Source organism: Cupriavidus sp. 22TCCZM04-2, assembly GCF_057798895.1.
Genome location: NZ_JBYOJS010000021.1, coordinates 1 through 23,978 on the forward strand (window position 1 = coordinate 1; position 23,978 = coordinate 23,978).

General features: G+C 63.1%; 21 protein-coding genes and 2 rRNA genes. 9 read left to right on the forward strand and 14 right to left on the reverse strand.

Annotation, left to right across the window (positions count from 1 at the left end):
* Positions 1 to 230: 230 nt before the first annotated feature.
* Both AC3FKG_RS24645 and rrf read left to right on the forward strand, forming a co-directional pair.
* Positions 231 to 3,111: ribosomal RNA gene (locus tag AC3FKG_RS24645) — 23S ribosomal RNA — on the forward strand.
* Between the two features lie 126 nt (positions 3,112 to 3,237).
* Positions 3,238 to 3,351 (forward strand): 5S ribosomal RNA (rrf, locus tag AC3FKG_RS24650).
* A gap of 62 nt (positions 3,352 to 3,413) precedes the next feature.
* Here the strand turns inward: rrf and AC3FKG_RS24655 are convergent.
* Positions 3,414 to 4,031 carry a 2-hydroxychromene-2-carboxylate isomerase gene (locus tag AC3FKG_RS24655; RefSeq protein ID WP_488744367.1) on the reverse strand — a complete coding sequence of 206 codons (618 nt, stop codon included), beginning with the start codon at positions 4,029 to 4,031 and terminating at the stop codon, positions 3,414 to 3,416.
* Between the two features lie 65 nt (positions 4,032 to 4,096).
* Positions 4,097 to 4,825: an SDR family oxidoreductase gene (locus tag AC3FKG_RS24660; RefSeq protein WP_483712503.1), complete on the reverse strand. Its 729-nt coding sequence runs from the start codon at positions 4,823 to 4,825 to the stop codon at positions 4,097 to 4,099.
* A gap of 182 nt (positions 4,826 to 5,007) precedes the next feature.
* Here AC3FKG_RS24660 and AC3FKG_RS24665 point away from each other — a divergent pair, with 182 nt between their 5' ends.
* Together AC3FKG_RS24665 and AC3FKG_RS24670 are read left to right on the forward strand one after the other, a co-directional pair.
* Positions 5,008 to 6,573 carry a class I adenylate-forming enzyme family protein gene (locus AC3FKG_RS24665; RefSeq protein ID WP_488744368.1) on the forward strand — a complete coding sequence of 522 codons (1,566 nt, stop codon included), beginning with the start codon at positions 5,008 to 5,010 and terminating at the stop codon, positions 6,571 to 6,573.
* Between the two features lie 158 nt (positions 6,574 to 6,731).
* On the forward strand, positions 6,732 to 7,619 hold the full coding sequence (locus tag AC3FKG_RS24670; RefSeq protein WP_488744369.1) for an IclR family transcriptional regulator: 888 nt from the start codon (positions 6,732 to 6,734) through the stop codon (positions 7,617 to 7,619).
* Between the two features lie 93 nt (positions 7,620 to 7,712).
* Here AC3FKG_RS24670 and AC3FKG_RS24675 read toward each other — a convergent pair whose 3' ends face one another.
* The 3 genes from AC3FKG_RS24675 to AC3FKG_RS24685 all read right to left on the reverse strand — a co-directional run bounded on the left by AC3FKG_RS24675 (position 7,713) and on the right by AC3FKG_RS24685 (position 10,554).
* Positions 7,713 to 8,663, reverse strand: coding sequence for a Bug family tripartite tricarboxylate transporter substrate binding protein (locus AC3FKG_RS24675; protein WP_483714403.1), 951 nt, complete (start codon positions 8,661 to 8,663; stop codon positions 7,713 to 7,715).
* A 130-nt stretch (positions 8,664 to 8,793) separates the two neighbouring features.
* Positions 8,794 to 9,552, reverse strand: coding sequence for an SDR family oxidoreductase (locus AC3FKG_RS24680; protein ID WP_488744370.1), 759 nt, complete (start codon positions 9,550 to 9,552; stop codon positions 8,794 to 8,796).
* A 48-nt stretch (positions 9,553 to 9,600) separates the two neighbouring features.
* On the reverse strand, positions 9,601 to 10,554 hold the full coding sequence (locus tag AC3FKG_RS24685) for a 2-hydroxyacid dehydrogenase (RefSeq protein ID WP_483712495.1): 954 nt from the start codon (positions 10,552 to 10,554) through the stop codon (positions 9,601 to 9,603).
* A gap of 109 nt (positions 10,555 to 10,663) precedes the next feature.
* On the opposite strand from AC3FKG_RS24685, the gene AC3FKG_RS24690 reads away from it, so the two are divergent.
* Complete coding sequence (locus AC3FKG_RS24690) at positions 10,664 to 11,806, forward strand: citrate synthase (protein ID WP_483712494.1); 1,143 nt, start codon at positions 10,664 to 10,666, stop codon at positions 11,804 to 11,806.
* A 111-nt stretch (positions 11,807 to 11,917) separates the two neighbouring features.
* Positions 11,918 to 12,349, forward strand: a complete 432-nt coding sequence (locus AC3FKG_RS24695; protein WP_488744371.1) for a hypothetical protein — start codon at positions 11,918 to 11,920, stop codon at positions 12,347 to 12,349.
* On the opposite strand, the gene metC is transcribed toward AC3FKG_RS24695, so the two are convergent.
* The 6 genes from metC to AC3FKG_RS24725 form a co-directional block, all read right to left on the reverse strand.
* The gene (gene metC, locus AC3FKG_RS24700; RefSeq protein WP_483712491.1) at positions 12,350 to 13,576 is read right to left on the reverse strand and encodes a cystathionine beta-lyase; all 1,227 of its coding nucleotides are present in this window, start codon (positions 13,574 to 13,576) and stop codon (positions 12,350 to 12,352) included.
* 60 nt (positions 13,577 to 13,636) lie between these two features.
* Positions 13,637 to 14,665, reverse strand: coding sequence for a D-cysteine desulfhydrase (locus AC3FKG_RS24705; RefSeq protein WP_488744372.1), 1,029 nt, complete (start codon positions 14,663 to 14,665; stop codon positions 13,637 to 13,639).
* Positions 14,666 to 14,699: 34 nt separating this feature from the next.
* Positions 14,700 to 15,425, reverse strand: a complete 726-nt coding sequence (locus tag AC3FKG_RS24710) for an amino acid ABC transporter ATP-binding protein (RefSeq protein WP_488744373.1) — start codon at positions 15,423 to 15,425, stop codon at positions 14,700 to 14,702.
* A gap of 44 nt (positions 15,426 to 15,469) precedes the next feature.
* Positions 15,470 to 16,129 carry an amino acid ABC transporter permease gene (locus AC3FKG_RS24715; RefSeq protein WP_488744374.1) on the reverse strand — a complete coding sequence of 220 codons (660 nt, stop codon included), beginning with the start codon at positions 16,127 to 16,129 and terminating at the stop codon, positions 15,470 to 15,472.
* A 73-nt stretch (positions 16,130 to 16,202) separates the two neighbouring features.
* Positions 16,203 to 17,003 carry a transporter substrate-binding domain-containing protein gene (locus AC3FKG_RS24720; protein ID WP_483712485.1) on the reverse strand — a complete coding sequence of 267 codons (801 nt, stop codon included), beginning with the start codon at positions 17,001 to 17,003 and terminating at the stop codon, positions 16,203 to 16,205.
* 318 nt (positions 17,004 to 17,321) lie between these two features.
* Positions 17,322 to 17,669 (reverse strand): DUF3088 domain-containing protein, encoded by a 348-nt coding sequence (locus tag AC3FKG_RS24725; protein WP_483712483.1) that lies wholly within the window; start codon positions 17,667 to 17,669, stop codon positions 17,322 to 17,324.
* A gap of 223 nt (positions 17,670 to 17,892) precedes the next feature.
* Here AC3FKG_RS24725 and ftrA point away from each other — a divergent pair, with 223 nt between their 5' ends.
* The 3 genes from ftrA (at position 17,893) to AC3FKG_RS24740 (ending at position 20,797) form a co-directional block, all read left to right on the forward strand.
* The gene (gene ftrA, locus AC3FKG_RS24730; RefSeq protein ID WP_488744375.1) at positions 17,893 to 18,891 is read left to right on the forward strand and encodes a transcriptional regulator FtrA; all 999 of its coding nucleotides are present in this window, start codon (positions 17,893 to 17,895) and stop codon (positions 18,889 to 18,891) included.
* Positions 18,892 to 19,137: 246 nt separating this feature from the next.
* On the forward strand, positions 19,138 to 20,376 hold the full coding sequence (phaZ, locus tag AC3FKG_RS24735; RefSeq protein ID WP_488744376.1) for a polyhydroxyalkanoate depolymerase: 1,239 nt from the start codon (positions 19,138 to 19,140) through the stop codon (positions 20,374 to 20,376).
* A gap of 220 nt (positions 20,377 to 20,596) precedes the next feature.
* Positions 20,597 to 20,797, forward strand: a complete 201-nt coding sequence (locus AC3FKG_RS24740) for a hypothetical protein (protein ID WP_483712479.1) — start codon at positions 20,597 to 20,599, stop codon at positions 20,795 to 20,797.
* Positions 20,798 to 20,824: 27 nt separating this feature from the next.
* Here the strand turns inward: AC3FKG_RS24740 and AC3FKG_RS24745 are convergent, their stop codons facing one another.
* The 3 genes from AC3FKG_RS24745 to AC3FKG_RS24755 all read right to left on the reverse strand — a co-directional run bounded on the left by AC3FKG_RS24745 (position 20,825) and on the right by AC3FKG_RS24755 (position 23,685).
* Positions 20,825 to 21,595: an IclR family transcriptional regulator gene (locus AC3FKG_RS24745; RefSeq protein ID WP_488744377.1), complete on the reverse strand. Its 771-nt coding sequence runs from the start codon at positions 21,593 to 21,595 to the stop codon at positions 20,825 to 20,827.
* 87 nt (positions 21,596 to 21,682) lie between these two features.
* Positions 21,683 to 22,705, reverse strand: coding sequence for a 4-hydroxy-2-oxovalerate aldolase (dmpG, locus tag AC3FKG_RS24750; protein ID WP_483712476.1), 1,023 nt, complete (start codon positions 22,703 to 22,705; stop codon positions 21,683 to 21,685).
* An 11-nt stretch (positions 22,706 to 22,716) separates the two neighbouring features.
* Positions 22,717 to 23,685: an acetaldehyde dehydrogenase (acetylating) gene (locus AC3FKG_RS24755; RefSeq protein WP_483712474.1), complete on the reverse strand. Its 969-nt coding sequence runs from the start codon at positions 23,683 to 23,685 to the stop codon at positions 22,717 to 22,719.
* Positions 23,686 to 23,978 lie beyond the last annotated feature (293 nt).

Consider the following 23,978-nt stretch of genomic DNA (forward strand, 5'->3'; position numbering starts at 1 on the left):
TTGCCAAGCGATCGCGGGTCTGCCCTGCGAATCGGCTGTTCTTTAACAATATGGGATGTAGTAAAGGTGTCGCGCGAGCGTTGATGAGACGCTGCAGTAACCAACGCGATACCGGGTTGTGATTGTATCAACCAAAATGTATTTAAGTGATCGAAAGATGACTTGGAATACGGCACAAATGCGAGAACTCACCTGTAGCGAAGGGTCTCACTGAGACACACTCGTTATAGGGTCAAGCGAACAAGTGCATGTGGTGGATGCCTTGGCGATCACAGGCGATGAAGGACGCGGTAGCCTGCGAAAAGCTTCGGGGAGCTGGCAAACAAGCTTTGATCCGGAGATGTCCGAATGGGGAAACCCGGCCCGAATGGGTCATCCCTGGCTGAATACATAGGCCAGGGAAGCGAACGCGGCGAACTGAAACATCTAAGTAGCTGCAGGAACAGAAATCAACCGAGATTCCCAGAGTAGTGGCGAACGAAATGGGAAGAGCCTTGTACTCTTTAGCAGTGTTGTTAGCAAAACGGGATGGAAAGCCCGGCCATAGCAGGTGATAGCCCTGTATGCGAAAACAGCGTTGTGGAACTAGGTGTACGACAAGTAGGGCGGGACACGTGAAATCCTGTCTGAAGATGGGGGGACCATCCTCCAAGGCTAAATACTCGTGATCGACCGATAGTGAACCAGTACCGTGAGGGAAAGGCGAAAAGAACCCCGGGAGGGGAGTGAAATAGATCCTGAAACCGCATGCATACAAACAGTCGGAGCCTGGAAACGGGTGACGGCGTACCTTTTGTATAATGGGTCAGCGACTTACATTCAGTGGCAAGCTTAACCGATTAGGGCAGGCGTAGCGAAAGCGAGTCCGAACAGGGCGTTCAGTCGCTGGGTGTAGACCCGAAACCAGATGATCTATCCATGGCCAGGTTGAAGGTGCGGTAACACGTACTGGAGGACCGAACCCACTAACGTTGAAAAGTTAGGGGATGAGCTGTGGATAGGGGTGAAAGGCTAAACAAATCTGGAAATAGCTGGTTCTCTCCGAAAACTATTTAGGTAGTGCCTCGTGTCTCACCTTCGGGGGTAGAGCACTGTCATGGTTGGGGGGTCTATTGCTGATTACCCCGCCATAGCAAACTCCGAATACCGAAGAGTGCAATCACGGGAGACAGACATCGGGTGCTAACGTCCGGTGTCAAGAGGGAAACAACCCAGACCGCCAGCTAAGGTCCCCAAATATAGCTAAGTGGGAAACGAAGTGGGAAGGCTAAAACAGTCAGGAGGTTGGCTTAGAAGCAGCCACCCTTTAAAGAAAGCGTAATAGCTCACTGATCGAGTCGTCCTGCGCGGAAGATGTAACGGGGCTAAGCTATATACCGAAGCTGCGGACGCACAGCAATGTGCGTGGTAGGAGAGCGTTCCGTAAGCCTGTGAAGGTGTCTTGTAAAGGATGCTGGAGGTATCGGAAGTGCGAATGCTGACATGAGTAGCGATAAAGGGGGTGAAAGGCCCCCTCGCCGTAAGCCCAAGGTTTCCTACGCAACGTTCATCGGCGTAGGGTGAGTCGGCCCCTAAGGCGAGGCAGAGATGCGTAGCTGATGGGAAGCAGGTTAATATTCCTGCACCGTCGTATGATGCGATGGGGGGACGGATCGCGGAAGGTTGTCCGGGTGTTGGAAGTCCCGGTCCCTGTAGTGGAGAAGGCGCTTAGGCAAATCCGGGCGCGTAATTCAAGGCTATGGGGCGAGCGGCCTAGTGCTGCGAAGCAATTGGAAGTGGTTCCAAGAAAAGCCTCTAAGCTTCAGTCATACGAGACCGTACCGCAAACCGACACAGGTGGGCGAGATGAGTATTCTAAGGCGCTTGAGAGAACTCGGGAGAAGGAACTCGGCAAATTGGTACCGTAACTTCGGGATAAGGTACGCCCTGGTAGCTTGACTGGCCTGCGCCAGAAGGGTGAAGGGGTTGCAATAAAATGGTGGCTGCGACTGTTTAATAAAAACACAGCACTCTGCAAACACGAAAGTGGACGTATAGGGTGTGACGCCTGCCCGGTGCCGGAAGATTAAATGATGGGGTGCAAGCTCTTGATTGAAGTCCCGGTAAACGGCGGCCGTAACTATAACGGTCCTAAGGTAGCGAAATTCCTTGTCGGGTAAGTTCCGACCTGCACGAATGGCGTAACGATGGCCACACTGTCTCCTCCCGAGACTCAGCGAAGTTGAAGTGTTTGTGATGATGCAATCTCCCCGCGGCTAGACGGAAAGACCCCATGAACCTTTACTGTAGCTTTGCATTGGACTTTGAACCGATCTGTGTAGGATAGGTGGGAGGCTTTGAAGCGTGGACGCTAGTCTACGTGGAGCCGTCCTTGAAATACCACCCTGGTTTGTTTGAGGTTCTAACCTTGGCCCGTGAATCCGGGTCGGGGACAGTGCATGGTAGGCAGTTTGACTGGGGCGGTCTCCTCCCAAAGTGTAACGGAGGAGTTCGAAGGTACGCTTGGTACGGTCGGACATCGTACCTAAAGTGCAATGGCAAAAGCGTGCTTAACTGCGAGACCGACAAGTCGAGCAGGTGCGAAAGCAGGACATAGTGATCCGGTGGTTCTGAATGGAAGGGCCATCGCTCAACGGATAAAAGGTACTCTGGGGATAACAGGCTGATACCGCCCAAGAGTTCATATCGACGGCGGTGTTTGGCACCTCGATGTCGGCTCATCTCATCCTGGGGCTGTAGCCGGTCCCAAGGGTATGGCTGTTCGCCATTTAAAGAGGTACGTGAGCTGGGTTTAAAACGTCGTGAGACAGTTTGGTCCCTATCTGCCGTGGGCGTTGGAATCTTGACGGGGGCTGCTCCTAGTACGAGAGGACCGGAGTGGACGTACCGCTGGTGTACCTGTTGTCTCGCCAGAGGCATCGCAGGGTAGCTATGTACGGAAGAGATAACCGCTGAAAGCATCTAAGCGGGAAACTCGCCTGAAGATGAGGATTCCCTGGCGGCTTGACCGCCTTGAAGGGTCGTTCGAGACCAGGACGTTGATAGGCTGGGTGTGGAAGCGCAGTAATGCGTTAAGCTAACCAGTACTAATTGCCCGTAAGGCTTGATCCTATAACCAGTGTGTTTTAGCCTGGTGAGAGAATCGCCTGTGCCGTGCGTTGACAAGCACAACCCAAGACTACAGAACTACATCCCGAATTGGTGAGGTTGACCGCGTCAGCCTCACAACCCCTTATGCCTGGTGACCATAGCGAGTTGGAACCACCCCTTCCCATCCCGAACAGGTCCGTGAAACGACTCCGCGCCGATGATAGTGCGGATTACCCGTGTGAAAGTAGGTCATCGCCAGGCTCTTACAACGCAAAACCCCTCGACAGCATGTGCTGCGAGGGGTTTTTGCTTTGGCGGCTTCGCTATGCTGACCGGATGCGCTCGATTTCTTCTTCGACGTCGCGCAGGCGGTCCTTGCCAAAATAGATCTCGTCATTGACGAAGAAGGTCGGCGAGCCGAAGGCGCCACGCTCGAATGACGCCTGGGTGTTCTTCAGCAGCATCTCCTTGATTTCCGGGTCGTTCATCCGTTCAAGCAGGCGTTCGGCATCCAGGCCAGCCTCGCGCAGCACGGCCGCGATCGTCGCAGGATCGTCCATCTTCTTTTCCTGTTCCCACATTGCCGAAAACACGACCTCGACATAGCGCTCGAAGCAGCCCTCGATCCGGGCCGCGACCGCGCAACGCATGATTTGCAGGGTGTTGACGGGAAAGTGGGGGTTGAACCGGTACGCAGTAAGTCCGTGCTTCTCGACAAAGCGCGTGATTTCCAGTTGACCGTATTCCGGCTTGTTCTTGATGCCCGCAAAGGCTTCGCCTGGCGAGCGGTTGCCCGTCAGCCGGAACAGGCCTCCCAGAAGGACCGGTACATACTCGAACTTCACGCCGGTGCGCTGCTCGATGGACGGGATGACTTTGTGCGAGAGGTACGAATTGGGGCTGCCAAAATCGAAGTGGAACTGCACGACGGGCGTACTCATTTGCTGTCTCTCCAGTGTGGTTCAATGCCTTCAGGTGCTGTTCTTCTTGTCGTGGACTAGCAGCATTACCAGGCCTCGATCCAGGGACGCAGGTCGAGTTCGTGGGTCCACGCATCGCGCGGTTGCTGGTGCAGCATCCAGTAGGCGTCGGCGATGTGCTCGGGATTGAGAATGCCATCGCGCTCCTTCAGCGCGTAGCGCTCGGGGAACGTCTCGCGAATGAACTCCGTATCGATGGCGCCATCGATGATGGGATGCGCCACGTGAATGCCCTGCGGGCCAAGTTCCTTCGCCATGGATTGCGCCAGCGCACGCAGTCCGTGCTTCGCCCCCGCAAAGGCGGAGAAGCCTGCCCGGCCGCGCAGGCTGGCCGTCGCACCGGTGAAGAAGATGGAGCCGCGGCCGCGGGGGGCCATCACCCTTGCCGTCTCGCGCCCCATCAGGAAGCCGGCAAAGCACGCCATTTCCCACACCTTGTAGTAGACGCGCGCGGTCGTTTCCAGAACGTCGAAGCGGACATTGGCGCCGATATTGAAGACCGCAATCTCGATCGGCGCGATGTTCGTCTCGATGTTCCGGACCAGCGCCGTCATTTCCTCTTCCTTGCGCGCGTCCGAGCCGAAAGCATGGGCGACGCCGCCTTCCGCTTCGATCTGGGCCACCAGGGGCGCGAGCTTGTCGGCATTACGCCTTGTGACGCACGCGATATATCCCTCGCGCGCAAAGCGGCGGGCAATGGCGCCACCCGTGGCATCGCCTGCGCCGACAACGAGGATGGCTTTCTTGTCACTCATGGTGTCTCCTTGTAGAAATAGTTGCGGAACAAGAAACTGCATTGCAGTCCAGTATGGGTATCGTATCCGCAAGAGTCAACGGAGAAATGTTGCATGATCGCTGAAATTGTCATCTTGCGGGCTGCATATCGGGCCTATAGACTGCATAGCGGTTCGACAAAGCCAATATGGGAGACATGACTATGAGCGAGCACCATGGCGCCCCGGGCGCCGCATTTCGACGCATTCACGAGGTGATCGATCCCTGGGTCGAGCGTCAGCCCCAAGCACTGGCGCTGGTGGACAAGCGTGTGCGCCTGACCTATGCGGAACTTGCCGCGACGGTACATGCGGCAGCCACGCGCTTGCGCGAACTGGGGGTGCAGCCAGGCGACCGCGTCATGATGGTGGCAGAGAATTGCGCGGCCCTGGCGGTGCTGGTGCTGGCGGCCAGCCGCTGCGACGCGTGGGCCGTGGTGGTCAATGCACGGCTGTCGCCGCGTGAAATCGACCACTTCATTGACCATTCGGGCGCCCGGCGCGTGTTCTACGCCGTCGACGTCTCGCAGGAGTGCGCCATTCATGCCGACCGTGCCGGTGCAGTCAGGCAGGCCTGGCCGCTGTTAGGCGAGCTTGCCGTCGGGCCATGCAACGATGGCGCGCGCAGCGAATCCGTCAGTGCCGACCCGGCGCAGCAGGTCGCGGCGATGATCTACACCTCGGGAACTTCCGGCCATCCGAAGGGCGTGATGCTGACGCACGCGAACCTGCTCCATATGGCAACGCTGTCGCGGCAGATGCGGCATCTGGGTCCTGCCGACGGCGTGTACGGCGTATTGCCGATGGCACATGTGGTCGGGCTGTCGTCGCAGCTGGTGGGATCGCTCTCGTGCGGATGCGTGCTGCATCTGGAGGAGCGCTTTTCGCCGGAGGCCCTGGTGGGTGCCTTGCGCGAAGGACACCTCACTGTCCTGATCGGCGTTCCGGCGATGTATGCACGATTGCTCGAATGGCTCGGCCGGACCGGTACCGCGCTGGGCGACCATCGTTTGCGCATCATCGGCACGGCTGGCTCGCCGCTGACTCCCGAACTGAAAGCGGCGGTGGAACGGGCGTTCGGGATGCCGCTGCAGAACGGCTATGGCCTGACGGAGATGTCTCCCACGATTGCCCAGACCCGGCTTGAAGCGCCGCGCCGGGATTGCTCTGTCGGGCCGGCTGTCCCCGGTGTCGAGGTCCGGATCGTCGACACCGGGGGCAACGATGTCGAGCCCGGTTGCGCGGGCGAGCTGTGGGTACGTGGTCCCAATATGATGAAGGGCTACTACCGCGATGCCGCGCAGACGCGTGCGGCCATCAACGATGAAGGCTGGCTCAATACCGGCGACATGGCCAGGCAGGATGACGATGGCGCGCTGTTCATCGTCGGCAGAACCAAGGAGCTGATCATCCGTTCCGGATTCAATGTCTATCCGGTCGAAGTCGAGCAGGTCCTGAACAGCCATCCCGCCATCGTGCAGTCGGCCGTGGTCGGGCGCCAGGTCGAAGGGAACGAGGAGGTGGTCGCGTTCGTCGAGCTTGCCGATGGCGTGTCCGTGGCGCGCGACGAACTGGACGCCTACCTGCGCGAACGCCTGTCACCTTACAAGCTGCCGACGGAGATACGGGCGATGGTCCGGCTTCCGGCCGCACCCACCGGAAAGCTGCTCAAGGGTGAATTGAAGACGCTGGCCGCAAGCACGGCGGATGCACGCCAGACCCTTCTATAGCCGCCCTGTATTTCGACGCGAGGGCCGGGCATGACGAGGCCGGCATCTGTGCTAACTTCTTTCAGTTCGGAAGGCATCGCGGGGAGACGGCACAAGGCGCAGCCGCGCCTCGATGCCAGTCCGCAAGCGTGCGCGGAAATCGCGCAAGGAAAATCAGTATGGCAACAGAATCGAAGCAAGGGGAGTTGGGCCGCGCGTTGGGCACGGACGTCAACGACGCCGAGGAAGAGGCCCGGGGCGACGAGAGTCAGGACCGGCATTTCGTCACGGCGCTGGCGCGGGGCCTCGAGGTGCTCAGCTGCTTTCGCAGCGGCGACAGCTTCCTTGCCAACCATGAGATTGCCATGCGCTGCGGGCTGCCGAAATCGACTGTCACCCGGCTCACCTATACCCTGACGAAGCTGGGCTATCTGCATCTCGTTCCGGACAGCGGAAAGTACCGGCTCGGCACGGCCACGGCAGCGCTGGGCAGTTCCATGCTGCTCAATCTCGACGTGCGGCAGGTGGCAAGGCCATACCTGAAGTCGTTGGCAGCCGAAACCGGGGCGGTCGTGGCGCTGACGACGCGCGACCGGCTCTCGATGCTGTATCTCGAATGCTGCCGCAGTACGTCGATCGTCACCCTCAGCCTTGATGTCGGTTCTCGCATTCCACTGGGAACCAGCGCGTCGGGGATGGCTTTGCTGGCAGCGCTGCCCGCCAGCGAGAGAGCCGACCTCATGGAGCGCATCCGTGACCTGGACGAGGGCAACTGGCCGCACACCGAGCGCGGCATCCTGAAGGCGATCGAGGAATTTCGCGCTACCGGATGCGTGACCTCGGCAGGCAACTGGATCAAGGAGGTCCATGGTATCGCCACGCCGCTATGGCCGGGCAGGGGGCTGCCCTTGATGACAATCAGTGTGGCCGGGGCCGCGGGCTATTTTCCCGTGGCACGCCTGCACGAGGAGATTCGCCCGAAGCTTCTGGATTCCGTAAGGGAAATCGAGCGGAATCTCGGTCAGCGCCCGGAAGCGCCGGCGCCGGAAAGACTGCCGATGCCCTAGCGCTCCGCGGCGGATCGCGGCCCGATCCAGTCCGCGCCTGAAAGCCCTTGCGTTGAACGGCCAAGCGTGTCGCCACCCCGGAATCAAACGCCATTACTCCGGCTGGATTCCCGCTTCCTTCACTACCTTGCCCCACTTCGCAAGGTCCGATTTGATCAACGCCGCATACTCCTGCGGCGTGCCGCCTTGCACGTCGATGCCCGCCGTTTCCAGCTTGGCCCGCACCTCCGGCAGCTTCAGCGCCGCGTTGATCTCTGTGTTCAGCCTGGCCACGATCTCCCTGGGCGTGCCCGCCGGCGCCAGGAAGCCACCGTTGGTGTTGGCGTCATAGCCCTTGAGCCCTTGTTCCTCGGCGGTGGGGACATTGGGCAACGCCTTGGACCGCTTGCGCGTGGAAACGGCCAGTGCGCGCACATTGCCCGATTTCACCTGCTCCTGAATCGCGCTGATGGTGTCGATGTAAAGCACCGTGCGGCCGGCGATAAGGTCGGGATGCGCCGCGGACGAGCCCTTGTAAGGCACCAGCAGCACCGGCGCACCACTAACCATGCGGAACATCTCGGCGGCCATTTCCTGCGCGCTGCCACGACCCGACGTGGCCACCTTCGCTTCGGCCGGATTGGCCTTCATCCAGCCCACCAGCTCGGGCACCGTCTTCGCCGGCAGCTTGGGGTAAGCCGCGAACACCAGCGGGATCTCGTGCGTGTAGACGATCGGCTCAAAGCTCTTCTCTGGGTCCCAGCCGAGATTCTTGAACAGGAACTTGTTGATGTTGTGGCTGCCGCCGACGATGCCGATCGTGTAGCCATCGGGCTTGGCATTGGCCAGGACCGCGGTGCCCAGGTTGTTGGAGGCGCCGGGTCGGTTCTCGACGATGAACGGTTGGCCGAGCTTTACCGACAGCTTCTCGCCGACGACACGGGCGATCAGGTCAATGCCGCCGCCGGCCGGCGCCGGGACGATGATGGTGACTGGTCGCGTCGGATAGTTACCTTGGGCACCGGCCCCGCCGGGCGCCATCATGATGGCGGCACAACCGGCCATCGTGCCGATCAGGGTACTGAATCTGCTTGGGGTGAATCGCATGGGGTGTCTCCGTCTGGATGCTGGTCAACTTCAGTCGACTCTGGTGGCTCCCACGGATGCGAGGCCCGTGGGAATGTGGGCGGGGATGTCAGCCGCGGCCGACGAACGGCATGGCGCTGGCCATGACGGTCATGTTCAGGACATTGGTGTCCAGCGGCAGCGAAGCCATGTGGCGCACCGCATTGGCCACGTGGCTCGCGTCCATCATCGGTTCGGGCGCGACCGTGCCATTGGCCTGGAGCACGCCGCGCGTCATGCGCTCGGACAATTCGGTCAGCGCATTGCCGATATCGACCTGGCCAGCGGCGATGTTGAAGGCGCGGCCATCGAGCGCCAGCGCCTTGGTCAGACCCGTGACAGCGTGCTTGCTGGCCGTATAGGGCGCGGTGAACGGCCGCGGCGTATGCGCGGAAATCGAGCCATTGTTGATGATGCGGCCGCCCTGCGGCGACTGGCGCCGCATCAGCGCGAACGCCGCGCGGGCGCACAGGAACACACCGGTGACGTTGGTGTTGATGACGGCGAACCATTTCTCCAACGGCAGTTCGTCCATCGGCACAGCGGGTGCGTTGACGCCGGCGTTGTTGAACAGAAGGTCCAGCCGGCCGAACTCGCGCTCGATCGTGTCGAACAGCGCCTGCACGCTGGCAGGGTCGGTCACGTCGGCGGGGACGGCCATCGCGGCCTGGCCGCGTGCGGCGGCATCGGCCGCCAGCGCCTGCAGCGGCTCGGCACGCCGGCCAGCCAGCACGACGGTCCAGCCGTCTTCAAGCAGCGCGAGCGCGGTGCGGCGGCCTACGCCGCTGCCGGCACCGGTCACCAGGGCGAACTTTCGGGATGCGGTCAAGATGGTCTCCAATGGAGGTTGTGTGCAGGGTGTGCCGGGCACGTTGGCTCAGGTGGTCAGGCTCATCACAGGACGCTCGCCCGCCAGCGCCTGCGCCACGCTGTCCAGCACCATCTGCGCCATGGCGCCGCGCGTCTCCCACGTGGCACTCGCGCGGTGGGCTTGCAGCGTGGTGCGGTCCGACTGGCGCAGCGTCAATGGCACGCGCGGTTCATCGACGAAGACGTCGAGCCCGGCGCCGGCGATGTGGCCCGCTTCGATGGCCTTCGCGAGATCGGTCTCGTTGACGAGCCGCCCGCGTGCCACGTTGACCAGGTAGCCCTGCGGGCCAAGTGCATCGAGCACGGCTGCATCGATGAGCCCCTCGGCCTTGTCGGCGGCCGCGCACAGCACGAGCGCATCGCTTTCGCGCGCCAGTTCAAGCAGGTCGGCGACGTATGCGTGGGGCACGTCGTCCATGGCGCGCAGGTCCGTATAGCGGATCGGGCAACCGAACGCAGCTGCCCGCGCGGCGACGGCACGGCCCACGCGACCCATGCCGACGATGCCGACGCGCATGCCGCTGAAGCGGCGCGCCAGCGGAATCGCGGACGGCGACGGGTGAAGTTCCCAGTTGCCGTCGCGGACAAAGCGGTCGACCGCGCACAGGTTGCGGCAGGCCGCGATCAGCAAGCCGATCGCCAGGTCGGCCACATCCTCGGTCAGCGCGCCGAGCGTGGCGGTGACGGGCAGGCCACGCTCGCGGCAATAGGCCAGGTCCACCGCATCGGTGCCCACGCCGTTGACGGCCACGACCTTCAGCGCCGGCAACTGCTCCAGCATCGCGCGGGAGATTCCGGTGTGGCCTCCCGTGATCACTGCCTCGATGGAGGAGCCATGCTCTCGCAGCCACGCGGCCTGATCCGGGATTTCGAAGTACTTGTGGACTTCGTAGCGCGCGGCAAGCGCCTCATTGGCGGCGGGAATCAGGATCGGGTTCAGTTGCAGGATCTGCGGCTTCATGGTTGGTGTCGCGAGGCTTGGAGGAAGTAGGAATATCGTAGGCAATAGTTGATTGATCACGCAATATTGATATATAAAATCAACATAAATCCGTTTCAGCGAGTGATTGATGAGTTCGTGGATATCGATGGACGAGGCCTGCACACGCCTCGCGGTTCGGCCGCAGACCGTGTATGCCTATGTCAGCCGCGGCAAGATCGAGGTCATGTCCGATCCGGCCGATACGCGCCGCAGCCTGTACCGCGCCGAAGACGTGGCAACGCTTGCCAAACGCAAGCAGGCTGGCCGCAAGCACGAGACATTGGCCACCAACACGCTGTTCGGCTCGGAGCCCAGCATCCCGACGGCCATTTCCACGTTCGTGCGCGAACGGCTGTATTACCGCGGTGAGGATGCGGTGGCGCTCGCCGCATCGGCCACGGTGGAAGAGGCGGCGCACCTGCTGTGGGATGCGGACCGGATTGCGGATTTCTCATCGTCGGCACGCGTCGCCCGGCCCGGACGCGTGGCCGCGTTCAAGACCCTCGCCGAACTGGCCGCCACAGGCCATTCCACGCACGGCCGCATGACGCGCGTTCTGCATGGCGAATGCCAGAGCCTGGTCGGGCAAATCGCCAACGCGTTTGGCGCGCAGCCGGGGCAGCAGCCATTGCACCTGCGCTTCGCGCAGGGTTGGGGACAGCCGGCGCCGGTGGCCGAACTGCTGCGGACCGCGATGGTCCTGCTGGCCGACCATGAACTGACGAGTTCCGCGTTTGCGGCGCGCATCGCGGCATCTACCGGCGCCTCGCTGCCGGCCTGCCTGCTGTCCGGCCTGACCACGTTGTCAGGACCGTTGCACGGCGACGCATCGGGACGGGTGAAGGCGCTGTTCAGCGAGCTGGAGCGGCAAGGCGAGGACGAGGTCATTGCCCATCACCTGTCGACCGGCTTGCCGCTTGCCGGCTTCGGCCATCACCTTTATCCGGAGGGCGATCCGCGCGCGAAGGCGCTTCTGGACTTGTTCGAGCCCCCGCGTGTGATCGCGCGCTTCATCGAGAAGGCAACGCGGCTGACTGGTCTTCAGCCGAACATTGACGTGGCCCTGGCGGCTTTGGTGACGCACTACGGACTGCCGGAGGATGCGGCATTCGGCATGTTTGCGACCGCGCGCAGCGTGGGGCTGCTTGCGCACAGCCTGGAGCAGTTGGCTGTCGGGCAGGTCATCCGTCCGCGTGGGCGCTACGTCGGGGTAGCGCCCGGACGGGACTGAGGGCCAATCCGGCGCGAGACAGGGCCCTATGGTAAGGTTTATGAGATCTGTTCCTGCCATCATGGTGATGCATGGACGGCACTTATTTGCTGTAGGGGAGAACGACGCAGCGTGAGTGATGCAAAGCATGACCTGCGGCGCAAGCTGCGGGCCGAGAAAGTGGAAAGCAGCAGGGCATTGCGCCTGAGCGTGCCGCCGGAGGCCAGGCCCGCGCCGGTCAGCCGGCAAGAGTGGCTGCGCCAGCGCAAGGCGCAGCTGCAGGCCGCCCGTGCCGCTGCCAGGCAAAGGCGCGACCTGCTCAAAGCCGAGATCCTGTCGGCAGCGCGCGACATCGCGCGCGAGGAACGCGTTGCCGCGCGGCTGGAAACGGAACGCCTGAAGGCGGAAGCCAAAACCGAGCGGACCCACGCGCGCGAGGACGAGCGGGCCGCGGCCAAATTTGAGCGCGGCCAGCCCGCGCGCCCGGCGTCAAAACGAAAGACGCTCTCGCAGGAGAAGCGCAAGCTGGTCTCCTACACCGACCTGCTGCGCATGCGCAAGTGATCAGGTCGCGCAGGCCTGCTCGGCGCCTGCTTCCGCATGTTCCGTTTGGGACTCATGCGAGGAGAGCGCCAGCAGGCCCCGCTGCAGGTCGTCGATCAAGTCCTGCGGATCTTCCAGTCCCACATGCACGCGCACGGCCTGTCCCTGGTAGGGCCAGCGCGAGCCCGTGCATCCCTTGCCCGGCGTGAACGGGATCGCAAGGCTTTCATAGCCCCCCCAGGAAACACCCAGTCCGAAATGCTCGAGCGCGTCGATGAAGGCCGCGAGCGATGCCTGCGAATTCGTGCGCAGCACCACCGAGAAGAGGCCGCAGGCGCCGGTAAAGTCGCGCTTCCATAGCGCGTGTCCCGGATGGGAGGGCAAGGCCGGATGCAGCACCGCCTCGACCTGCGGTTGCCGCTCCAGCCATTGCGCGACCTGCAGGCCGGACTGCCAGTGGCGCTGCAACCGGACGGCCATGGTGCGCAGGCCGCGCAGGGCCAGATAGATATCATCCGGGCCCGCGGTCTGCCCCAGGTCGTACGTCGTCTGCTTGACCAGAGGCCAGGTGTCGCGGTTGCAGGTCACCACGCCGAGCATGGCGTCGGAATGGCCCACGATGTATTTCGTGGCGGCCTGGATCGACACGTCGACGCCGTGCGCGAACGGCTTGAAGAACAGCGGCGTCCCCCAGGTGTTATCCATGACGACATAGGCGCCGTGCCGGTGCGCCGCGGCGGAGATGGCGGGAATGTCCTGGATGTCCAGCGTCTCGGAGCCCGGCGATTCCACGTAGACGACGCGCGTATTGGGCCGGAACAGCGACTCGATCGGCTTGCCATCAACCGGATCATAGGTCTCGACTTCGACACCGAAGCGCGCCATGACGCGCTCCAGGAACGCGCGTGTCGGCGAATAGGCGCTGTCGCTCACGAGGACGTGGTCGCCCGAAGACAGCAGCGCGGTCAGCGCGGTCGTGACCGCGGCAAGGCCGGAGGGAAAGACCAGCGATCGATAGCCGCCTTCGAGTTCGGCAATGGCTTCTTCGAACGCATGCGTGGTGGGCGTGCCATAGCGGCCATAGGTCGTGGCGCCGGGCTCTTCCGCGGCGCGCGCGCGCTTCATCTCTTCCCATTCGGCCATTGAACCCGCGAGGATGGTCGAGGCCCGGAAGATCGGGGTATTGACGACGCCGCCGAAGCGCTCCGGATGGCGGCCGGCACAAACGAGTTGGGTGCTTTCCTTCATTGGATCTCCATGGATGGTTGATGCGGCATCCGCGCCCGCGGATGCCGCCGGGATGTCTGGTCAGCCGGCAGAGGGCTGGAGGGCAGCGGCCTGGAGCACGTCGCGATAGGCGAACAGCGCCGGTGCGCCGCCGGTATGCAGGAACAGCAGCGGACCGTCGCCGTCGAAGCGCTTGCGCACCACGCCGTCGAGCAAACCGGCCATCGCTTTGCCTGTGTAGACCGGGTCGAGCAGCATGCCCTCCATGCGTGCCAGGAGCCTGATCGCGTCGAGCGTGCCTGTGTTGGGCTCGCCATAGCGCGGCAGGAAGTACTCGTCCCACAGTTGGAGCCGCATTTCGGTCGGCACTTCGATGTCGAGCAAATCCGCGGTTGCGTCGATCAGCCCCGCGACGTTGGGCGCCTGGGCTTCGACAGTCCGCGAGACGGTGACACCGACAACCTGCGTATGCGGCATGGCATGGGCCAGTGCCAATGCGAGCCCGCCGTGCGTGCCGGCACTGCCGGACGCCAGTACGACGGCCGAGAATGAAACGTCCATTGCCTCCGCTTGCTGTGCCAGTTCCAGGCCGGCCTGCACATAACCCAATGCGCCAAGCGGACTGGAGCCGCCGATCGGCACGACGTAGGGCTTGTAGCCATCGCCACGCATCCGTTCGGCCAGCGCCTGCAGTTGCGCATCGGCGTTGTCGAGCGAGGCCACCGGCTCACTGCGCGCGCCGAACAGGTCGAGCAACAGGCGGTTGCCGCTGTGCAGGTAATCGACATCGGTGGTGCCGGTGGGGTTCTCCAGCAACGCGTGGCAGCGCAGTCCGAGACGGGCCGCGACGGCGGCTGTCTGCCGGACATGGTTCGACTGGATCGCGCCGGCCGTCACCAGCGTATCGGCACCCTGGCGCAACGCGTCGGCGGCCAGGAACTCCAGCTTGCGCAGCTTGTTGCCACCAAAGGCAAGCGGCGTGGTGTCATCGCGCTTGATATAGACATCGCGGCCGAGCATTGCGGACAGCCGATCGAGCTTCTGCAGGGGCGTCACCGCGCCAACCAGGTCGAGGCGGGAAAATGATGCGAGGCGATCCGAGATTTTCATGGTTTGGTCTTTGGGGAGATAAACGCGCGCCGCATCAGTGCAGGATCTTCGCCAGGAATTCCTTTGCACGGGCCGACTTCGGATCGCCGAAGAAGGCGTCCTTGTCGGTGTCTTCAACGATGGTGCCGCTATCCATGAAGATCACGCGGTTGGCCACCTTCTTCGCGAACCCCATCTCGTGGGTGACGCAGATCATCGTCATGCCTTCGCGCGCCAGTCCGGTCATGACGTCGAGCACCTCGTTGATCATTTCCGGATCGAGTGCCGACGTCGGTTCATCGAACAGCATGGCAACCGGGTCCATCGACAAGGCGCGCGCAATGGCGACGCGTTGCTGCTGTCCACCGGATAGCTGCGCGGGAAATTTGGCGGCATGCGTTTTCAGGCCGACGCGGTCAAGCAGCCGCAAGCCCTTTTCACGGGCCTCGTCCTTGCCGCGCTTCAGCACCTTGACCTGCGCCAGCGACAGGTTGTCGAGGATGGTCAGGTGCGGGAACAGCTCGAAATGCTGGAACACCATGCCGACCCGCGAGCACAGCTGCGCGAGGTTTATCTTCGGATCGCCGACGCTGACGCCGTCCACGCTGATGCGGCCTTGCTGGAACGCTTCGAGCCCGTTGACCGTCTTGATCAGCGTGGATTTGCCCGAACCCGAGGGGCCGCAGATCACCACGACCTCGCCTTTTTCCACGCGCGTGCTGCATCCATCCAGCACCTTGAATTGTCCGTACCATTTCGATACGCCTTCGAGGGCAATCATGTCGTGTCTCCTGCTTGCAGATGGTTGTTGTTGGATAGCGCTGATCAGCGCGTCACGCGCAGGGTCAGCCGTGCCTCGATGCGCCTTTGCACCCATGACAAGCCGGTGCTGAGCAGCCAGTAGATGGCGGCCACCGACAGGTACAAAGGCAGCGGCTGGAACGTGGAGGCAATGATTTCCTGCGACGATCTCAGCAGCTCGGTGACGGTAATGACCGACACCAGCGAGGTGTCCTTGATCAGGCTGATGAGCGTGTTGCCGAGGCTCGGCACGGCCAGGCGCAAGGCCTGCGGGCAGACGATGTAGCGCAGCGTCTGCAGGTGGCTTAGCCCGAGGCTGTGCGCCGCGCTCCATTGCCCGCGGCTGATCCCCAGGATCGCGCCGCGCATGCTCTCCGACAGGTAAGCGCCGGCATTGGCTGTGAGGGTCAGAATGCCCGCGCTGGTCGGGTCCAGGGAGATGCCGAGGTCCGGCAGGCCGTAGTAGACGACGAACATCTGCACCAGCAGCGGCGTGCCGCGCATGACGCTGACATAGGCTCGGGCGATGCCGCTGAGGATGGGGTTGGCACTGATGCCCATGATGGCGACGACGATCCCGACCAGCAGGCCGAAGATCATCGAGGCCAGCGCAAACTTCACGGTGATCGCGGCGCCTTGCAGGAGCACCGGCGAGGCATGAATAATCAGGTCAATAGGGTTCATGATGCGATCCATTGCGGTGGCCAGGCACGCCCGTTCCGGACTTGGACGGGCGTGTCGTCAGGCGTGGCGGTGATTACTGTGCGAGGGGTTGGCTGGCGTCGGTGCCCAGCCACTGGACAGACAGCTTGCGCAAGGTGCCGTCCTGCTGCAGCGCGTTCAGCGCGTCGTCGATCGCCTTGGCGAACTTCGGGTTGCCCTTGCGGAACGGAATCCCCATTTCGAGCTTCGTACCGGCCAGCAGTGCGCCGGTGCGCAGCGGCAGGTTGGCGTTCTTGATCAGGTACGGGAGCATCAGGCGGTCATTGAGCGCGGCATCGATACGGCCAGCCGCGAGATCACGCAGGTTTTCCGAGGTGCCCGGATAGGTCTGCACCTGGATGCCAGGCACTGTCTTCGCCAGGTCGGCATAGTTGCTGCCCAGCGTGACGCCGACGGCTTTGCCCTTCAATGTTTCCAGCGACGGGAACTCGCGTTTGTCGTTGCTGCGCTGAAGCACCTGGACCGCGGAATAGACATAGGGCTGCGTGAAATCGAGCGCCTGCTTGCGCGCCGGCGTCATGCTCACCTGGTTGACGATCACGTCGAACTTGCCGGCCTGCAGGCCCGCGATGATGCCGCTCCATTCGGTGGTGATGAACTGGGCCTTGACGCCCATCTTGTCAGCCACCGCGCGAGCCACCGCGACGTCGAAGCCATCGAGCTCGCCCTGGGTGTTGCGATAGCCGAACGGCGGGTACGTGCCCTCCATGCCGACCTTCAGGACGCCGCTGGCCTTGACGGTGTCCAGCAGGTCTTCGGCCTGTACGGCGGGTGCGGTGAAACCGAGGACGGTCGCGAGCAGCGCCCCCTGCAACAGCGATTGCAGCAGCTTCATGCCTTGTCTCCAATGTGGTTTTAGGTCTTGTCGATGGGCAGCATCAGTGCCCGACAGGTCTGTGAAACGACGTTCCTGACCGCTGACGGAGCCCTCGCCGGCCTTGGCGACGTCGCCCTGTCGGGTCACCATGTCGTCCAGGCCGTGAGGGAAATCGTAGTGATCCGTCAGGGGAAAAAATTTTCAAAAGACCGGGAGGCGAAGCGCGTTCGTGGAATTTTTTTCTCCGTCCATCAGGTTAATGACAACGGAGTTCCTGATACTTGGATTGAAGCGCAAAATGCCTCTCCCTTTGGCAACGGCTTCGCGGATCCGCGCTCAGCCCGCCGGGCGCGCTACGCCATATTGCGACGACAGGTAGCGGCGGATGTGGTCAGGAGAATCGATGAACTGGGTCTGGCCGGCCACGCGGACCTCCACGCCGTTGTCGACCGGCGCGCGCCCCGCGCCGAGCACCAGCACAGGGGCGGACTGGTTGGCTTCGCCGATCAGTTCGACGATCGCCTGCCGCGGGCGCGGCGCATCGATGTACTCGACATCGATCTCGTTGCGCAGTTGCGGGAAGAAGCTGAGCAAGCCTTCGACCGCAATGGCATCGCCGCAGTAGAAGGGCCCTTCCGTGCCTTGATAGAAGCCAGGGCGAAGCATCAGTAGCTTGTCTTTCATGTCTCTCTCTATGGGTTGAAATGAGTGGTGGTCGCCGTTGCCCTTGCTTGCCGGGCCGCGAACCACCGGACAAAGGATAGGGTCGGGTGGGTAAACCCACTAGTGGCACGAACGACAATTAACGTCCGGATCATGCCAAAATCAGCCGAGGGGAAAATCGCGTGAAACAGGGCGCGGCAATCCTCCGCCAGGTGGCCTCAACCGCTCATTCATTCGACCTCTCGTGCCAAAGAAAGAATCGCAATCCGGTGCCCACGGTGGGCTGGTAGCCGTGGTGGTTTACGACGGCCTGAGCCTTTTCGAATACGGCTGCGCCGTGGAAGTCTTCGGTCTGCCCAGGCCGGAAATGGGCGACGCGTGGTATCGCTTCGCGACCTGCTCGGCCGATGCGGGGACGTTGCGCGGTGCGGGTGGCATCCAGGTGCAGGCCGACGGCGGCCTGGAACTGCTGTCGAAGGCGAAGACCATCATCATCCCCGGGTGGCGGGGTATCGAAGCCGAAGTGCCGGAGGCGCTTTGCCACGCGTTGCGCAAGGCGAACGGGCGCGGGGCGCGCGTCATGTCGATCTGCACCGGCGCGTTTGTGCTCGCCGCAGCGGGATTGCTTGACGGCAAGCGCGCGACGACGCACTGGCGTCATGCTGCAGCCCTCGCGCAGCGGTATCCGGAAGTACGGGTGGAGGCAGACGTGCTCTACGTCGATGCCGGCGATGTCCTGACTTCGGCAGGCAGTGCGGCGGGCATCGACCTGTGCCTGCACCTGATTCGCCGGGACTTTGGCCCGCGCGTGGCCAATCAGGTCGCACGCAGGCTGGTCATGCCCCCGCACCGTGAAGGCGGGCAGGCCCAGTACATTGCGGAGCCGGTGTCGAAGCGCAGCAGCGCATCGCTGGCGCCGCTGCTGGACGGGGTTCGCGCCACCCTGGGAGAGGACTGGCCGATTGTCAGGATGGCGGAGCAGGCGGCAATGAGCGCCCGCACCTTCCAGCGCCACTTCGTCAACATGATGGCCATGCCGCCGGGAGAGTGGCTGCTGATCGAGCGGATCAGCCGGGCCAGGGTATTGCTGGAAGAGACGGCCTTATCGCTGGACGATATTGCCGTGCAGGTGGGCTTTGGCGCCGCGGCTACCTTGCGCAATCACTTCCGCGCGCGGCTTGGAACGAGTCCTGGTGACTATCGGCGGCGTTTCAGTGCATCGGACCAGCATGGATCCCGGTGAACGGCGGAGCAGGCTTTGAAGTCGCGGTCGGGTGTTTGGCATCAAAGGCGAAATGCATCTTCGGTGCCGCGGCGGTAGTGGTCCGCCCTATAGTGGAACTCAGGTACCGTGCTCACACCCGCACAGGTGCGAGGGTCGCGGACCAGATTCCGCGTGCGTCCGCCTCGACATCGCGTCGGCGAAGCCATCCGGGCCGATGAAGCCTGCAGCCTTGGCCGCCGGCCCGCCACATCCTTGGAGGCCTCCATGCTCTACCGGTACATGGAGTATCAGCGCGCAATATTCGCGCCATTTGCTGCGTGGGCAGCGAACGCGGCAGGCGCGCTTTCCGATCACGGTAACGTCCTGTCGCGGATACCGGGCGCTCCCGCCTTTGCCGCTGGTTACGAGACGCTGTACCGGCTCGGACAAGGCAACGACAATCCCGGCTTCAGCATTGCCGCGGTCGAGCACAACGGATGCGTCCTCCCGGTCGTCGAGCAGGTCGTCCTGGAGCGGGCGTTTTGCCGCCTCTTGCGCTTCGCCGCCGATACGGCCGCACTTGGCGCCGCGGCTCCGCCAAGACCGGCGGTGCTGGTCTGTGCGCCGCTTGCCGGGCATCACGCTGTCATGCTGCGCGAGGTCGTCGAAAGTTTATTGCCCGAGCATATCGTCTATGTGACGGACTGGATCGATGCGCGCTGCGTTCCACTGGCGGAGGGGCCGTTTCACCTGGATGACTACGTCACCGAACTTCAGGCGTTCATCCGCCGGATCGGCGCGGCGCAAGCGCTGCACGTGATTGCCATCTGCCAGGCCACCGTGCCGGCCCTGGCGGCGGTTTCGCTGTTGGCCAGCGCGGACGAGCCCACGCCCAGGAGCCTGATCCTGATCGGCGGGCCGATCGATGCGCGTCACAGCCCGACTGCGGTCGGGCGACTGGCCGCGGACCACCCGCTGGTGTGGTTCCAACGAAATCTGATCTATACCGTGCCCGACCGCTACGCCGGTGCCGGCCGCAAGGTGTACCCGAATTTCCTTCAGCTTGCTGGCTTGATCGCGGCGCAGCCTGGTCTCTTGCTGGCATCGCACTGGGACTATTATTCGGAACTTGTGCTGGGCGACCACAAGCGTGCCGAAGCGCTCCGGCGCGTTTGCGATGCCTACCTCGCGGTGCTGGACATGGCGGCCGAGTTCTATCTGGATACGATCGAGATCGTGTTCCAGCAATTCCGCCTGGCGCGCGGCAATTGGTTCGTGCGGGGCCAGCTTGTGCGTCCGCAAGACATCCGCGCGACTACGCTGCTCACCATAGAAGGCGACCACGACGCCATTTCCGGCTGCGGGCAGACACAGGCCGCGCACCAATTGTGCCGGGGCATTGCGGCGCGCGACAAGCGGCATGTCACGGCGCCGCGGTGCGGTCACTACGATCTTTTCGGTGGCCCGCGATGGCACCTCGAGATCTACCCCGGCATCCGGGCCCTGATGCGGCAGGGTAGCTAGCGCCACATGCCGGCGCCAGACTCGGCTTCGCTCCGCTGCATCGCAGCACATCCATCCCTTGAATCCGCCGACAAGACGGTTTAGGGTACATGCTCGGTGTGCGCAGAGTCAGCGCCTTCTTGCACCGGGTTCACCAGTACTTTCAACCGTCCTCCGTGGAACTACCTCCACGGGGCAGCAGTCGCAGTTCCTTTTTTCGCCCACGACAAAGGAGCCTGACATGCTCAGTCCGCATGAAATAGCCGCGCTGCTGCTGCTAGGCGATGCACAAGACATTGACGATCTCGAACCGGAGCAGCTGGATGGACTGCTGCTCCACAAACTGGTGACGCTGGAGCAGGGCCACGGCAGCGGCAATGTCCACCCCCGCTTGACGCGTCAGGGATATTCCATGCTCGATGCGATGCGCCGCATTCCATAACCCGGCACGGTGGCGGTAGCGCGGACTTCACCCGAGCGTGCCGCCGAGCTTCGCGCTAATCGCCTGTGCCGCGCCGCGCACCGTGGGAATCAGCGCGCGCAGGCGTGCCTCGTCGGTGGAATCGGTCGTGCCCGTAACGCTGACGGCCGCCACGGTCTTGCCGCTCGCATCGCGGATCGGTACCGCGACGCAGCGGATGCCCGGCGCGTTCTCTTCCAGGTCGAACGCGTAGCCGCCTTGCGCATAGGTGTGCATGCCGGCTAGCCAGGTCTCAAGCGGCAAGTGGATGTTGCCGCGCTCGGCATCGTACTGGTAGCGGGTGCGCCACGACGCCTCGCCCTCGTCCAGGATCAGCGCCTTGCCCACGCCCGTGCAGCAGACCGGCTTGCGTCCGCCGATGCGCGAATTGACGCCGATCGGACGCTGGGCGTCGATCTTGTCGAGATAGATGATTTCGTCGCCATCGAGCATGGCCAGGTGGACGGTATCGCGCGTCTCGTCCGCGAGTTGCTCGATGTTCTGCCGCGCACTGCGGGCAATATCGGAATCACGGTAGGCGGCGAAGCCCAACTCCAGCAGCCGCGCGCCCAGCCGGTAGCCGCGGCGGGGTTCGAATTGCAGGTAGCGGGCCTGCACCAGTGCCGAGGCCAGGCGGTGGGTGGTGCTGAACGCCACACCGGTACGGTCGGCGATTTCCTGCACGGACTGGCAGCCGTCAGCAACGGCATCGACCACATCCAGTCCGCGAAACAGCGTCTGGCTGGCCAGGGTTCGAGTGGGGTTTGGCGTTCTTGACATGGCAGGAAGTGTAACGCCGCTGGCGGACAGCCCACCAGCGGCGCGACGCTGCAGCCTGGTCGTCAACGATACCCGGGCGGTGCTGCCTTACGCCTTCTTGAGCAGATCCAGCGCGACGTCGACGATCATGTCTTCCTGGCCGCCCACCATGCGGCGCTTGCCCAGTTCGACCAGGATGTCCACGGCCTTCAGGCCGTACTTGTTCGCGGCGATTTCGGAGTGGCGCAGGAAGCTGGAATAGACCCCGGCATAGCCGAGCGCCAGCGTTTCGCGATCGACGCGGACAGGGCGGTCCTGCAGCGGGCGCACGATATCGTCGGCGGCATCCATCAGCTTGTACAGGTCGGTGCCATGTTCCCAGCCCAGGCGTTCGATGGCGGCGATGAACACTTCCAGCGGCGCGTTGCCGGCGCCGGCGCCCATGCCGGCCAGCGATGCGTCGATGCGGTCGCAGCCTTCTTCCACGGCGACGATCGAGTTGGCCACGCCCAGCGACAGGTTGTGGTGCGCGTGGATGCCCGTATGCGTGCTCGGGTCGAGCACCGCCTTCAGCGCACGGAAGCGGTCGCGCACGTCCTGCATGCCCAGCGCGCCGCCCGAGTCCACCACGTAGATGGTGGTAGCGCCATACGATTCCATCTTCTTCGCCTCGACGGCGAGGTTTTCCGGCGTGGTCATGTGGCTCATCATGAGGAAGCCCACGGTGTCCATGCCGAGTTCGCGCGCGCGTTCGATGTGCTGGCGGGACACATCGGCTTCCGTGCAATGCGTGGCCACGCGCACGATGCGCGCGCCGGCCTTGTAGGCATTGTCGAGATCGTGGATCGTGCCGATGCCGGGCAGCAGCAGCGTGGCGATCTTCGCGTGTTCGATCTCGCCCGCGACCGCTTCGATCCATTCGAGATCGGTGTGGGCGCCGAAGCCGTAGTTGAAGCTGGAGCCTTGCAGGCCGTCGCCGTGGGCCACTTCGATCGAATCGACGCGTGCCTGGTCCAGCGCGCGGGCGATGTCCTTGACGTTCTGGATCGAGTACTGGTGGCGGATGGCGTGGCTGCCATCGCGCAGCGTCACGTCGGAGATATAGAGTTTCTTGCCGGGGTTGAAAGTCATGGCGCGTTTCCTCAGGCGTTCAGTGCGCATTGCGCCATGCGTTCGGCGGTGGCGAGCGCGGCGGAGGTCATGATGTCGAGATTGCCGGCGTAGGCGGGCAGGTAGTGCGCCGCGCCTTCCACCTCCAGGAACACCGAGGTCTTGAGGCCGCTGAAGCGGCCCAGGCCCGGGATGTTCAGCGGGGCATCGGCGGGGATCACGTCGAACTGGACGCGCTGCTTGAGCCGGTAGCCCGGCACATAAGCCTGCACGGCGGCGGCCATGTCGTTGATCGATGCTTCGACTTCGGTCTGGTTCGCGGCATCGCTGAGCACGTACACGGTGTCGCGCATGATCAGCGGCGGTTCCGCCGGGTTCAGCACGATGATGGCCTTGCCCTTGGTCGCGCCGCCGATGACCTCGATTGCCTTCGACGTGGTCTCGGTGAATTCGTCGATATTGGCGCGCGTGCCGGGGCCGGCCGACTTGCTGCTGATCGACGCGACGATTTCCGCATAGTGAACCTTCGCCACGCGCGACACCGCGGCGACCATCGGAATGGTGGCCTGTCCGCCGCACGTGACCATGTTCACGTTGCGGGCGTCCAGACGCGTTTCCAGGTTGACCACGGGCACGCAGTACGGACCGATGGCCGCCGGCGTCAGGTCGATCATGCGGATGTCCGGCTTCACCTCGCGCAGGCGCGCGTCATTCTTGATGTGGGCGCCCGCGCTGGTCGCGTCGAACACCACGTCGATGTCCCGGAACTCGGGTAGGTTCAGCAGGCCTTCGACGCCTTCATGCGTGGTGGCCACGCCCATGCGGGCGGCGCGCGCCAGGCCGTCCGACTCGGGGTCGATGCCGACCATGGCTCCCATTTCCAGGTGTTTGCCGTGGCGCAGGATCTTGATCATCAAGTCCGTGCCGATATTGCCCGATCCGATGATCGCGGCCTTCAGTTTCCGATTTGCCAATGGAGCCTCCGTCCTAGGGGCCGCCATGGCGGCGAACCCCATTTCTTTGAAGTGCTGTAAATCGCAGGCTAAGACATCGCCGATCCGGGCCGGGAATGCTCCTGCGCTGCGGGGCAAGATTACTCCTCGGTTTCTGAAATATCAACATGTAAGATGCATTCTCATATATTGAGATAAAAAGTGAAGGAAGCGCCGTGCTACAAGACTGCTCGAGTATCGGTCAGGTCATATAGGCGGTGCGGTGAGAGGTATTCGCTACTTCACGTCATCGAGGCACGCGTGCCGCAGCGGCGCCTTGTGTCGCCCATCGCATCGGTGAC